The 13415-nt window shown below is 61.9% G+C and carries 9 protein-coding genes; 6 read left to right on the top strand and 3 right to left on the bottom strand.

Features of this window, described 5'->3' with window-relative positions; all coding sequences use genetic code 11:
• The first annotated feature begins 165 nt into the window (after positions 1-165).
• The 6 genes from GQO94_RS13790 (at position 166) to GQO94_RS13765 (ending at position 10512) form a co-directional block, all read left to right on the top strand.
• Entirely contained in the window at positions 166-621 is a 456-nt protein-coding gene (locus GQO94_RS13790; protein WP_232332934.1) for a transporter, read from the top strand.
• 24 nt (positions 622-645) lie between these two features.
• Positions 646-2814 carry a PQQ-dependent dehydrogenase, methanol/ethanol family gene (locus GQO94_RS13785; protein ID WP_107917704.1) on the top strand — a complete coding sequence of 723 codons (2169 nt, stop codon included), beginning with the start codon at positions 646-648 and terminating at the stop codon, positions 2812-2814.
• Between the two features lie 172 nt (positions 2815-2986).
• A complete protein-coding gene (locus GQO94_RS13780; RefSeq protein WP_011950407.1) occupies positions 2987-4390 on the top strand; it encodes an aldehyde dehydrogenase family protein in 1404 nt (467 codons plus the stop codon).
• A 47-nt stretch (positions 4391-4437) separates the two neighbouring features.
• Entirely contained in the window at positions 4438-6018 is a 1581-nt protein-coding gene (locus tag GQO94_RS13775) for an AMP-binding protein (protein ID WP_049771327.1), read from the top strand.
• 257 nt (positions 6019-6275) lie between these two features.
• Positions 6276-8186, top strand: a complete 1911-nt coding sequence (locus GQO94_RS13770; RefSeq protein WP_030540404.1) for a sigma-54-dependent Fis family transcriptional regulator — start codon at positions 6276-6278, stop codon at positions 8184-8186.
• A gap of 277 nt (positions 8187-8463) precedes the next feature.
• The gene (locus GQO94_RS13765; protein ID WP_011950404.1) at positions 8464-10512 is read left to right on the top strand and encodes a TonB-dependent receptor; all 2049 of its coding nucleotides are present in this window, start codon (positions 8464-8466) and stop codon (positions 10510-10512) included.
• A 69-nt stretch (positions 10513-10581) separates the two neighbouring features.
• On the opposite strand, the gene istB is transcribed toward GQO94_RS13765, so the two are convergent.
• From istB to GQO94_RS21410, 3 genes are all read right to left on the bottom strand, one after another.
• Positions 10582-11310, bottom strand: coding sequence for an IS21-like element helper ATPase IstB (gene istB, locus GQO94_RS13760; RefSeq protein WP_011950403.1), 729 nt, complete (start codon positions 11308-11310; stop codon positions 10582-10584).
• The gene (gene istA, locus GQO94_RS13755; protein ID WP_041378971.1) at positions 11297-12811 is read right to left on the bottom strand and encodes an IS21 family transposase; all 1515 of its coding nucleotides are present in this window, start codon (positions 12809-12811) and stop codon (positions 11297-11299) included. The genes istB and istA overlap by 14 nt, the downstream gene beginning before the upstream one ends.
• A 72-nt stretch (positions 12812-12883) precedes the next feature.
• On the bottom strand, positions 12884-13381 hold the full coding sequence (locus GQO94_RS21410) for a nucleotidyltransferase family protein (protein WP_408636633.1): 498 nt from the start codon (positions 13379-13381) through the stop codon (positions 12884-12886).
• Between the last annotated feature and the right edge of the window lie 34 nt (positions 13382-13415).

Below are 13415 nucleotides of genomic sequence, written 5' to 3'. Positions count from 1 at the left end.
GGCATTGGGCCCTCGGCGCTGACGGAGGCCATGGGCATGCTCAACCACCATTTCGCAGCAGCCGCCTGATCGGCGCAGAGCGACAGCCTACCTCTGACTGCCGCCAATCTTTGCAACAGAGCCCCCAAGAGCAATACCTATTTCGGTATCACGCCATTCGTCTATGTGCCGACAGGATCATATGATCGCACCCGCCCCCTGAACCTGGGCGAGAACCGTTGGAAGTTCGTGCTCCAGGGCGGCTTCGTTAAGGGGGTCACGCCCAAGATCTCGATCGACCTCGTCGGCGACGTGACCTTCTATGGCAAGAATAACGACTTCGGCTCGTCTTCCGCGCGTCTGACGCAATCCGCAAGCGGGCAGTTCCAGGCTTTCGCCCGTTATCAGCTCAAGCCGAACCTCGATTTCCGCGTCGGCGGCTCGTTCGTCACGGGTGGCGAGACGAGGATCGATGGCATCAGGCAGCAGGATCAAGCGAGCAATTGGAAGGGCAATGTCGGAATGGCCTGGTTTCCGGCGAAGACCGTGCAATTGCTCGCCACCTACGGCCGCGACATTTCGGTGAGGAGCGGATTTCGGGAATCGAACCGCCTCAATTTGCGTCTTCTGAAGGTCTTCTAAGTATTTGAGAGAAAGAACAAAGACATGTCGATCATCTTTTTCGGGCGGGGAAAGCCGGGGCGAATGGCCCTTGTGGGGGCGGGCTTCCTCTTGCTGGGTACGACACTGAGTGGTTGCTCGCGGTCGAACGAAGCGAGCAACCGGGCACCCGTCGATACCTCGAAAATCGCCGGGAAAATTAACGGTGACTTTATTGTCAAGAACGCTGCGACTTCCGAGGAATGGCCCAGCTACGGCCTCGACTATTCGGAAACGCGCTTCAGCAAGCTGTCCCAGATATCCACTGACAATGTCGCCCGACTGGGTTTGGCCTGGACCTATGATCTGGGCTCGACCCGCGGCGTAGAGGCAACGCCGCTTGTTGTGGACGGGATCATGTACGTGACAGCATCCTGGAGCGTCGTGCATGCAATCAATGTACGGACGGGGAAGCAGTTGTGGACGTTCGATCCGCAAGTGCCGCGCAGCGCGGGCGGCAAGGGGTGCTGTGACGTCGTGAACCGGGGCGTGGCCGTCTATGAGGGAAAAGTCTTCGTCGGAGCCTTCGATGGTCGTCTCATCGCGCTTGATGCGGCGTCCGGCGCCAAATTGTGGGAAGAGGACACCAGACTATCGCCGGACTCGCCAGCCACCATCACCGGCGCGCCGCGTGTGTACAAGGGCAAGGTCATCATTGGTAACGGTGGCGCGGAGCTGGGGTTGCGTGGCTATATCACCGCCTATGATGCGTCGTCGGGCAAGAAGCTCTGGCGCTGGTTCACGGTCCCGGGAGATCCATCGAAGCCGTTTGAGAACAAGGCGATGGAAGCCGCCGCCAAGACCTGGGACCCCAGCGGACGCTATTGGGAGGCGGGCGGTGGCGGCACCGTCTGGAACAGCATGGCGTTCGATCCGCAGCTCAATCTCATGTATATCGGCGTCGGAAACGGGGCGCCTTGGTCGCGCAATCGCCGCAGTCCCAAGGGCGGCGACAATCTCTATCTCGGATCGATCGTCGCGCTCAATCCTGATACCGGCGAATATGTCTGGCACTATCAGGAGACGCCGGGGGACAACTGGGATTACACGTCGACGCAGGATATGATCCTGGCCGACATGACGGTCGACGGCGCGCCGCGCAAAGTGATCCTGCATGCGCCCAAGAACGGCTTCTTCTTCGTCATCGATCGGACAAACGGCAAATTCATCTCCGCGAAGAATTTCGTGCCGGTGAACTGGGCCTCGGGCTATGACAAGGCGGGCAGGCCTATCGAATTGCCCGGCGTCCGCTCGGCCACGCCCTATGAGATCATTCCCGGTCCTTTTGGCGGGCACAACTGGCATTCCATGTCGTTCAATCCGGCTTTGGGGCTGGCGTTCATTCCCGCGCAGCATGTGCCGCTTTCGCTGGCGGACGATCCGAAATGGAAATATCGCTCCAACATTCCAGGCCAGCCCATGAGCGGCATCGGTTGGAACACAGGCAGTTTGCTGGGAGGCGCGGCGACGAAGGCCAAACCCTTCGGTCGCCTGATCGCATGGGACCCGGTGCGCCAGAAGCAAGTCTGGAGTCAGGAACAAGTTTCGCCGTGGAATGGTGGCACGCTGACCACAGCGGGGAATCTGGTGTTCCAAGGAACCGCAGATGGGCATTTCGTAGCCTATGATGCGCGCAACGGCCATAAAATGTGGGAGTCGCCGGTAGGCAGTGGCGTCATCGCGGCTCCGATCACCTACCAGATCGATGGCAAGCAGTATGTCTCGATTGCGGTGGGTTGGGGCGGTGTTTTCGGTGAGTCCCAGCGCGCTACCGACCGCAGTTCGCCTGGTACGGTCTACACCTTCGTCATCGGCGGCAAGGCGCCGTTGCCGCAGTTCGGAAAATATGAGCAGGGGGAACTGCTCTCGGGCGTGCCCTATGACAAGAAGGACGTCGCTCCTGGAGGCGCACTCTACGTCAGCAACTGTCTGTTCTGCCATGGCGTTCCTGGCGTCGACAAGGGAGGCAATTTGCCCAACCTGGGTTATGCGCCCCGCGAGGCGATCGCCAATCTTGAAGCGTTCGTTTTCGAAGGTGCGATGGCCGAGCAGGGTATGCCCGATTTCAAGGGCAAGCTTACCGCAGAGGACGTCAAGAAGCTCAAGGCGTTCATTCAAGGCACTGCAGATTCTGTGCGCGGACAACCTGCCGCGAGCGCAAAACCGAAAAAATAGGCTCGCTTAGAGAGGATGACCGGCGGTTTCGGCGCCCGCCGCCGGTCATCCGATCCTTTGTGAAAAGGCGGCGACAAACGCTTGCGCCGGTCAGGACTGAAGACCGGCGACCATGGGGCGCTCTGGATGCCCTGCATATTCGATTTTCCCACGTATGTGGCTGGAGACAAGCATGTCTGATTATAAGTTGCTGATTGGGGGCCAACTCGTGGAGGGCGATGGCACGCTCGAGGTCATCAACCCCGCACTCGGCGAAGCGTTCGTGACCGTGCCGCGCGCTTCAGCGGCTCAGGCCGACGAAGCCATCAAAGCCGCCAAGGCAGCCTATCCCGGCTGGGCCGAGACGCCCTTCGCGCAGCGCCAGGCCAAGCTCATCGAGCTTGCCGATGCCATCGCGGCCGATGGCGACAATCTCGCGCGCCTGCTGGTGCAAGAACAGGGCAAGCCCTTTGCCGAGGCCCAGGGGGAAGTTGCGTGGACGGAAGGATATCTCCGGCACTACGCCACTCTCGAGCTTCCCGACCGGGTCATACAGGACGATGAGCAGGCCCATATCGTCGTCAAGCATCGGCCGCTAGGCGTGGTCGTCGGGATCATCGCATGGAACTTCCCGCTGCTCGTCGCCTGCTGGAAGATCGGTCCCGCCGTGCTGGCGGGAAACAGCATCATCTTGAAGCCGGCCCCTACCACGCCCGTCACCGCCCTTGCATTAGGCGCGCTGTGCCGAGACATCTTCCCGGCGGGCGTGGTCAACATCATCACCGACGATAATGACCTGGGGCCGCATCTCACCGCCCATCCGGATGTCGCCAAAATTGGCTTCACGGGTTCGACCGCCACCGGCAAGCGGATCGCGGCGAGCAGCGCTGATACGCTCAAGCGCGTCACGCTCGAGCTGGGCGGCAACGATCCGGCCATCGTGCTGGAGGATGTCGATGTGCGTGAGACGGCGCTGGCGATCTTCAACGGCGCGTTCCTCAACTGCGGACAGGTCTGCCTGGCGGTGAAGCGGGCCTATGTGCATGAATCGATCTACGAGGCGATGTGCGACGAATTGGCAAGGCTGGCGCAGGAAGCCGTCGTCGATGACGGACTGAAGCAGGGAACGAATATCGGTCCGATCCAGAACCGCGCGCAATTTGAAAAGGTGAAGGGATTCCTGGAGGCGGCCCGGCGCGACGGCAAGATCATCGCCGGTGGCGAAGCCATGGAGCGAGCCGGCTATTTCATCCAACCGACCATCGTCCGGGATATCAGCGACGGCCATACGATCGTGGATGAAGAGCAATTCGGACCCATATTGCCGGTCATCGCCTTCTCGGATGTGGACGACGTGGTACGCTGCGTCAATTCCTCCGAATACGGCCTGGGTGGATCCATCTGGTCGAAAGATGTCGAGCGCGCCGCGGCGATCGCCGAGCGTATCGAAAGCGGTCAGATGTGGGTCAACCAGCATATCGCGATCGGCCCGCACATCCCCATGGCCGGCTTCAAAAATTCCGGCCTGGGTGTCGAGCAGTCCGTCGAGGGCCTCGCCGAATATACGCAGCTCCAAGTGATCAACATCAAGAGGTGACCGTGCTCTCAATTGCGAAAGGCGCGGCTGATGTTCCGCTGCTGGAGATGACGCTGGGAGAAGCCCTATCGGTGGCTGCCCGGCGCTGGGGGAGTGAACTGGCATTGGTTTCCCGGCATCAGAATATATGCTGGAGCTGGCAGGAACTGAACCGCGAAGCGGAACGGGTCGCGTGCGGACTGCTCGATCATGGGGTGCGTCGCGGCGATCGGGTCGGCATCTGGGCGCCCAATTGCGCCGAATGGACCGTGATTCAATTCGCGACCGCCAAGATCGGCGCGATCCTGGTAAACATCAATCCTGCCTATCGTGTCAGCGAAATCGAGTATGCGCTCGCAAAGGTCGGCTGCAGCGTGCTGGTGACGGCATCTGCCTTCAAAAGCAGTAACTACATCGCCATGCTACGCGAGATCGGGACGCGTAGTTTACCTGACCTTCGCCTGGTGATTTCGCTTGGTGAGCAGGCACATGACGGTTTCATTCCTTGGGAGCAACTGCGCGTGTCGGCGGATCCCCTGCTGCTGGGCGCGGCATCGGAAAGTCTGCGACCGGACGATGCCATCAACATACAATTCACCAGCGGCACGACGGGTTTTCCAAAGGGGGCAACGCTTACGCATCGCAACATTCTCAACAATGGTTATTTTTCGGGACAAACCATCAATCTCACCGTCAAGGACCGCATCTGCATTCCGGTTCCGCTCTATCATTGCTTCGGCATGGTCCTGGGTAATCTTGCATCCGTGACGAGCGGGGCTGCGATGATCTACCCCGGAGAGGCTTATGATGCGCGGATGACACTTGAGGCGGTGCGAGATGAACGTTGTACGGCGCTTTACGGAGTGCCGACCATGCTGATCACGATCCTCAACCATCCGGACCTCGATCAGTTCGACGTCTCGTCCTTGCGCACCGGGATCATGGCGGGCGCCCCTTGCCCGGCGGCCATGATGGAGCAGATCATGGATCGGTTGAACATGCGCGAGGTGACTATCGGCTATGGCATGACCGAAACCAGTCCCCTGACGACGCAGACGTCGATAGACGATCCCGTCGCAGAGCGAGTGGCGACGGTGGGCCGCGTCCACCCTCATGCCGAAGCAAAGATCGTAGGGTTGAACGGCGAGACATTGCAGGTGAACCAACAGGGCGAATATTGCTCGCGCGGATATGCGGTGATGCAGGGATATTGGAACGATCCGGAAAAGACCGACGATGCCATCGACGCGGAAGGATGGATGCACTCGGGCGATCTCGCGGTGATGGATGAGCGGGGCTATGTTCGCATTACCGGCCGCATCAAGGACATGATCATCCGGGGCGGCGAGAATATCTATCCGCGCGAGCTCGAGGAATTCCTGCTTGGCCACCCGTTGATCGTCGATGTGCAGGTCTTTGGCGTCAGCGACGCTAAATTTGGTGAGGAAGTCTGCGCATGGGTCATAGCGCGAGCCGGCCATCGGCTGAGCGCCGACGATGTGATTGCCCACTGCCGGGGTAAGATCGCCCACTACAAGGTTCCCCGCTATGTCCGCATCGTCGAGGGCTTCGCTATGACGGTCACGGGCAAGGCGCAGAAGTTCGAGATGCGCAAGACGATGGAAGCTGAACTGGGCTTGGTGGCTTGAGTATTCCTCTCCCCTTGAGCCACTATGGTCGGCCAGGCGCATGTGTCGCCTGGCCGACCATTTTTGTGATCGCCAGGCATCGATCTGTTTCGGCACGATCGGATCTTCCAGAGAAGGAGAGATGGTTGTTCGCGTCCGTCGAACAAGCTAGCATGACGGGCGATAAAGATGTTCGAATGGAGAGAGGGATCAGCGCCGTCCGGTCCAGGCGCCGGGCACCCCACCGTTCGGAAAGACAACGGTACGAGAGGCAATCCATGAATCTGGAACAGGTCCGCCAGACAAGGAGGGCACGAGATCTTTTCTTCTCGGGCGAGAGTATCGTGTCGCAGTGGGTGCCCGAGCCGATCACGCGTTCCTGGGAGCGATCAAGACGCCTGGGTTTGAGCGCGTCCGACAAGAGGTTGTTCGACATGGCGGCGCCTGGCGAACGCCGGATCGCCACAGAAAGGGGTGAACGGCTCATTCGCTATGCGATGCCGGAGATGACACGGCTTTACAAAGCGTTTCACACGCAGGATTGGGTGCTGGCCTGCCTTGACGTCAGCGGATTTGTCATTTGCTCGATCGGCGACGCCGAAGGGCCGTGCCGCGAACTGGAGAGTCTTTTCCGGAACGGGGTTTCCCTCAGCGAAAGTGCGATCGGCACCGGAGCGCCGGGATGCGCGCTCGTGGAACAGAAACCCTTTATTGTCCACGCCAACGAGCATTTCCTTGACGAGATTCATGGCTATTCTTGCGCGGCCGTTCCTCTGTTCGACGTTAACGGGGACCTGATCGGCGTCTTGAATGCCACCTGCCGCAGCGGCAGGGATCTGTCATCAGTTTGCGAGGCGTTGCGGGTTGCCGCCCGAGCCATAGAAAATCATATGCTGCTTGACCTTCCGGGCGCTCTGCACGTCTCGTTACATTATCACCCTGACCTGCTTCGCACGCCCTTGGCTGCCGTTCTCGCTTTCTCGGAACATGGGCAATTGCTCGGTGGGAACCAGATCGCGCGCAAGCTGCTTGGGCATACGCGTTCGGCGACAGAGTTCGATCACATGTTCGACCTGCCTTTTGCGCGTGCGGTTGACGAGCTTAGCGGCCGCAATGCCGAACCGATCGTGACAGACACGCCGGCCGGCATCCGCGTCCACCTCAGTCTCGCCCGCCATGCAGATGACGTTATGCGGGTTGGTAAGGCGCTCTTGCCGCCGCCCTCGGGCAAGCGTTCGTCTCATGCCTCTTCTGACATGTTCTGTTCCGATCCCGCCCTGCTGGACACCATTGGCGACGCGAAGCTGGCGTTCGCTCGTGATATTCCTGTTCTCCTAACCGGCGAGACGGGAACTGGAAAGGAGGTTCTTGCGCGGGAGCTGCACGCCTCAGGGCCGCGGCGAAACGGGCCGTTCGTGCCGGTAAATTGTGCGTCCATTCCCGACGGACTGATCGAGGCCGAATTGTTCGGATATGTGGAAGGGGCGTTTACCGGCGCTCGCCGGGGAGGCGCTCCGGGTAAATTTGAGCAGGCCCATGGTGGAACACTCTTCCTGGATGAGATCGGGGACATGCCGCTCTCGCTACAGGCTCGTCTTCTGCGGGTTCTGCAGGAGCGGGCCGTCATGCCGGTGGGCGGATCGAAGGACAGGCCGATCGATATCTCTCTGGTCTGTGCGACCCATCGTGACCTCAAGGCGCTCGTCGCCACGGGCGAATTTCGGGAAGACCTTTACTACCGCATTGATGGACTCTGCGTCACCTTGCCCCCCTTACGCGAGCGAGCGGATTTGTCGGAACTCATAGGACAAATCGTCGATCGCGAAATCGGCGATCGTTTGACACTTTCCCTCTCGGATGACGCACTGGAATGTCTGCGGTCCTTCGCATGGCCCGGGAACATCCGCCAACTGAGCCTCATTCTTCGTCGGGCCATCGCGCTCGCTGCCGGGAGCGCGCTGATCGCGCCAAGGCATCTTCCAGAGGAGATGAGGCAAACTCGTTCGAATGTGGGGCGCGAGGTGGCTTCGCTCGAACGAACGGAGCGGGATGCGGTATTAATGGCGCTCCATCAATGTGCGGGAAATATTGCCGCTACGGCTCGTCAATTGGGGGTCGGCCGGCCGACGCTTTATCGTAAGATGCGTAAGTATAATATCGAAGTGCAGGGCGTTAAGACCATATTTTAACTCTCCATGACGTGTTAGTTGGTTGCGCATTAGCCTTACCGCAAGGTTTTTCGGTTATTTGCGCGAAACAGATAAATGAGAATCATTACGTAGATTTGATCTGCATCTGCGACTTGCTCGGGCAATGTTGAGTGATATCCTGCTCATCTCATGCCGGCGCATGCTGTGATCTAACTCAGCTCTGTTAAGCCCGGGTTTCCGCGGCGTCGGCACATGCGTGCGACGCGCGATGGCCCAATCAACGAAAGCTCCAAACTCCAGAGGGCGTGGACGCATCATGAAAGACTATCTGCTGCTGATACTTCTGCTGGTGCCATCCGGAGTGCTGGCGCAGCCCCCCGATGATGCAGGCGCCGATGCACCTTCGATCATCGTAACGGGACAGGGGCTGGGCCTGCCACCCGGTACGCCCGCCTATGGATCGGTGGCGATCGACCGGCAACGGCTGCTCGACAATGCGTCGGGCCGGCTGGAGAATGTGCTGGCCAACGTCGCCGGCTCCCAGCAGTTTCGTCGGTCGGACAGCCGGGCGTCGAACCCGTCCAACCAGGGCGCGACCCTGCGGGCGCTGGGTGGCAATGCATCCAGCCGGACGCTGGTGTTGCTGGACGGCGTGCCCGTGGCCGATCCCTTCTTTGGCTATATTCCTTTCTCCGCGCTGGTTCCGGACCGTCTGTCCGTTGTGCGGGTGACGCGCGGCGGCGGGTCGGGTGCGTTCGGCGCGGGCGCTGTCGCCGGCACGATCGAGCTGGCCAGCGCCACGCGCGACCAGTTGCCGGATTTCGCTGCCAGCGCCTTCTATGGCAGCCATGACGCCGCCGAGATGTCGGCCAGCGTCACGCCGGACCTAGGCGGCGGCTATGTTTCGCTGTCGGGGCGCTGGGACCGGGGGAACGGCTTCCAGACCACGCCAAAGTCGCAGCGCGTCGCGGCGACCGTGCCCGCCGCCTATGATAGCTGGTCCACCAATTTACGCGCGGTCGCGCCGCTCTCCGTGACGTCCGAATTGCAGTTCCGCGCCACGATCTTTCAGGACGACAGGACGCTGCGGTTCAAGGGCGCGGACTCCGCGAACGAAGGGCAGGACGCCAGTGTTCGCTTCATCTCGCGCGGCGATTGGCAGGTTGATGCGCTCGCCTATATCCAGGCGCGCAACTTTTCCAATATCGTGATCTCCGCCTCCACCTTCCGCAAGTCGCTCGACCAGCGCAACACGCCGTCCATGGGGCTTGGCGGCAAGATCGAGATCCGCCCGCCGGTCGGGTCGGATCATGTACTGCGGCTGGGCGCGGATACGCGCTTCGCGCTGGGCGACATGTATGAGGACGCCTATGACGCCAATATCGCCAGCAATCCCGTCACCTTCCGCCGCCATGCCGGTGGGCAGCAGGTGACGACCGGCCTGTTCGCCGAGGACGACTGGACGCTAGAAGGCCTGGTGTTGACCGGCGGCGTGCGGGCGGATCACTGGACGATCAGCGACGGCTTCTATCATCAGGCCAACGCCAGCACCGGTGCAGTGACAGCGACCGATTACGCCAACCGGTCCGACTGGCAGTTTTCGGGGCGGGCGGGCGCGATCCTGCGCCTGAGCGGCGCGCTCGCGCTGCGCGGGGCGGGCTATACCGGCTTTCGCCTGCCGACGCTGAACGAGCTGTACCGGCCATTCGTGGTCTTCCCGATCACGACGCAGGCGAACGCGGCGCTGAAGCCCGAGCGCCTGAAGGGCGTGGAGGCGGGCTTCGACCTGACCCCGCTGCCCGGCGTGACCCTGGGCGCGACCGCCTTCTACAACCGGCTGGACGATGCGATCGCCAATGTCACCATCGGCACCAACACCCGCCAGCGCCAGAATGTTAACCGCATCGTCGCCAAGGGGATCGAACTTACGGCCAGCGCGCGTCTGGGCGATTTCGGCCTGTCGGCCTCCTATGCCTACAGCCACAGCGAGGTCGATGCGCCAGGCAAGGCGTTCGACGGCTTCGCGCCCGCGCAGACGCCGCGCAACAGCGCCAGCGCGACGCTGGCCTGGACGCCGGCGCAGGGGCCGACGCTCTCCGCGTCGGTCCATTATGTGTCGAGCCAATATGAGGATGATCTTCAGATCGACACACTGCCCAGGGCGCTGACCGTGGATGCGCTCGCGCGCTTGCCGCTGGGCCATGGCGTCGCGCTGACGGCGCGGGGCGAAAATCTGTTCGACGAGAAGGTGGTGACGTGTCAATCGGCGTGCAAACGGGACCCCCTATCGGCGCGCAAAAGGGACCCCCTTTCACGATGGCGCAAGGTTGATCGGACACGCGCCTTTGCGCTGCGCGCGGCGTAGGGAGGGCGGAGCCCGACCGGAGGCGCGCGCAGCGCAAAGCATCTTTTAATCGGAGGTCGGTGGGGGCGATCAGCTGCGGTTTTTGAAGCGCCAGCTGTCATTGCCGGTCTCGACGATGTCGCAATGGTGGGTGACGCGATCAAGGAGCGCGGTGGTCATCTTGGGATCGCCGAACACGGTGGGCCATTCGCCGAACGCGAGGTTGGTGGTGATGATGACGCTGGTCTGCTCGTAGAGCTTGCTGATCAGGTGGAACAGCAACTGGCCGCCCGAGCGGGCGAACGGCAGATATCCCAGTTCGTCGAGCACGATCAGGTCGAGGCGGGATAGCTGGGCGGCGAGAGCGCCGCTCTTGCCGATCCTGGCCTCCTCTTCGAGGCGGGTCACCAGATCGACGGTGTTGAAGTAGCGGCCTCGCGCACCCGAGCGAACGACATTGGCGGCGATGGCGATGGCCAGGTGGGTTTTGCCGGTGCCCGTGCCGCCGACCAGGACGATGTTGCGCCGAGCGGGCAGGAACGCGCCACTGTGCAGCGAACGCACCAGCCCCTCGTTGATCGGCGTGCCCTCGAACCGGAACGCATCGATATCCTTCACGACCGGCAGCCGGGCGGCCGCCATCCGGTATCGGATCGAGGCAGCATGGCGATGTGTTGCTTCCGCGCGCAGAAGGTCGGTCAGTATCTCCATCGTGGTGCGCTGGCGCTGAAGGCCGGTGGTGACCGCATCGTCGAACGCGCCCGCCATGCCCTTGAGCCCAAGCCCGCGCATCGCCTCGATCATGTCATGCCGCTGCATCGAAGGTCCTCAGCTGGTCGTAACGGGCGCAGTCGGCGATCGGCGGATGGCGCAAGGCGCTGTCTTCGGAGGTGATGATGGTGAGCGGTCGCGGCGGTTCGCGGCGCCGCGCCAGGATGTTGAGGATCAGGTCGTCGCTCGCCGTGCCGGTCGCCAATGCCTCGCGGACGGCCGCTTCGACCGGCTCCAGACCATCGGTCAGCACGGCCGACAGCACACGGACGAACCGGCGGTCGGCATCGTCGCCATTGCCAAGCTTGCGGCGCAGGCGCGCCAGCGCCGGCGGCAGATCCCAGTCCTGGAAGGGCGCGCCGTTCCGCAGCGCTCCGGGCTTGCGGGCCAGTACCGGCAGATAATGCCAGGGGTCATAGATCGTGCGGTTGCGCCCGAAGTAGCGGGGATGCTCGGCGACAACCTCCTCGCCGCAGCGCACGACAATGCGGTCGGCATAGGCCCGGACCTGCACCGTCCGCCGCGCCACCGTCGAGAGAACCGAGTAGCGGTTGCGATCGAAGCTGATCAGGCAGGTGCCCGTCACCGCATGCTCGCTCTCGTTAAAGCCGTCGAACGGTCCCAGCATCGGCTGCAGTGCCGATCGCTCGATCTCCAGCGCCTGCGCCACGGTCAGCTCGCCCTGTTCCGGGTGTGCCTGTCGTTCCGCCCAGCGCTGGCACTCGGCCTCCAGCCAGCCATTGAGCTCGTCGAGGCTGGCGAACCGCAACCGGGGTTGGAAGAAGCGGCCCCGGATCGTCTGCACCTGGTTCTCGACCTGGCCCTTCTCCCATCCCGCCGCCGGCGAGCAGGCGGTGGGCTCGACCATATAATGGTCGGTCATGATCAGGAACCGCCGGTTGAAGACCCGCTCCTTCCCCGTGAACACGCTCGTCACCGCCGTCTTCATATTATCGTAGATGCCGCGGCCCGGCACGCCGCCGAAGAAAGCAAAGCCGCGCGCATGCGCGTCGAACAGCATCTCCTGACTCTCGCGCGGATAGGCCCGGACATAGACCGCCCGCGATGCACACAGCCGCATATGCGCAACCTTCACGCGCATCGGCTTGCCGGCGATCTCCACATCCTCATGGCTCCAGTCGAACTGGTAGGCCTCGCCCGGCTTGAACATCAGCGGGATGAAGGCGGTGACACCATCGCCGGCATCCTTGCGCCGGTCGGCCTTCCAGCGCGCCGCGTAGCGCCGAACGGCATCGTAGGAACCCTCAAAACCTTCGCGCTCCAGCAGATCATGTATCCGCGTCATCCGCAGTCGCTCGCGCCTGCCGCGCACCTCGTTCTCTTCCAGCAGTGTGTTCAGGCGATCCTGAAACGGCCCGATCCTAGGCAGTGGCTGAACCTTGCGCTGATAGTCGAATGCGCCTTCCGGCGCCCGGATCGCCTTGCGGATCACCTTCCGCGACACATGCAAATCCCGCGCGATCGCCTTGATCGCCTTGCCGCCGGCATACTCGCGCCGAATCCGAACCACTGTCTCCAAAATCAACATCCCGATCTCGCCGCCTGAAAATCCAGCCGGCTGCTTAAACCATCGAAATGAGGGGTCCCTTTTAGACGCCGATCACCCCGCTAACGGGGTCCTTTTTGCACGCCGATCCACAGTATCACCTGAGAGATTCAGCAGCGCGGGGAAAAAATCAGAACCCCATGTGATCGGATTCCCCCTTCGCCCATCGCTTATAGGAACCAAAATCGTCGATGGGGTCGCTTGCTGAGCCATCCTTTGCAAGAGGCTTGCCGGGACAAATGGCATGTCGCCCAGACAAATGATCGCAGCACGCGTATCTTGCGGCAGCGCGGAGATCCCAGCGATCAATGAATGGGCCATTCCCCGACGGGCGTCGGAAGCTCGGGTCTGGCATAGTTCGCGCTTCCCAAGGATATCCCTGAGTTCAGCGGCATCCGCGTCCGTTACGATATGAGGCGGCGGTAAACCCGCCTGTTCGATTGTATCGACGATATGCGCCAGCACTGGCCGTCCGCCCAGATTGGTCCGGAGCTTGTCGAAGCCCATCCGGCTCGAACGGCCGGCGGCCAGCACTATCGGTCGCACGCACATGTGCATTCGTCTTTAGTAATTGCCGGAGAGCACG

Source organism: Novosphingobium aquimarinum (genome assembly GCF_009746585.1).
In the GTDB taxonomy this organism is placed as follows: Bacteria; Pseudomonadota; Alphaproteobacteria; order Sphingomonadales; family Sphingomonadaceae; genus Novosphingobium; species Novosphingobium aquimarinum.
This window is presented reverse-complemented; position numbering and strand designations above follow the sequence as displayed.

Excerpts from the sequence above, each read along its gene's own strand:
- GQO94_RS13785 (WP_107917704.1), top strand. The coding sequence starts at position 646 with ATGTCGATCATCTTTTTCGGGCGGGGAAAGCCGGGGCGAATGGCCCTT.
- GQO94_RS13780 (WP_011950407.1), top strand. The coding sequence starts at position 2,987 with ATGTCTGATTATAAGTTGCTGATTGGGGGCCAACTCGTGGAGGGCGAT.
- GQO94_RS13775 (WP_049771327.1), top strand. The coding sequence starts at position 4,438 with ATGACGCTGGGAGAAGCCCTATCGGTGGCTGCCCGGCGCTGGGGGAGT.
- GQO94_RS13770 (WP_030540404.1), top strand. The coding sequence starts at position 6,276 with ATGAATCTGGAACAGGTCCGCCAGACAAGGAGGGCACGAGATCTTTTC.
- GQO94_RS13765 (WP_011950404.1), top strand. The coding sequence starts at position 8,464 with ATGAAAGACTATCTGCTGCTGATACTTCTGCTGGTGCCATCCGGAGTG.
- istB (WP_011950403.1), bottom strand. The coding sequence starts at position 11,310 with ATGCAGCGGCATGACATGATCGAGGCGATGCGCGGGCTTGGGCTCAAG.
- istA (WP_041378971.1), bottom strand. The coding sequence starts at position 12,811 with ATGTTGATTTTGGAGACAGTGGTTCGGATTCGGCGCGAGTATGCCGGC.
- GQO94_RS21410 (WP_408636633.1), bottom strand. The coding sequence starts at position 13,381 with ATGTGCGTGCGACCGATAGTGCTGGCCGCCGGCCGTTCGAGCCGGATG.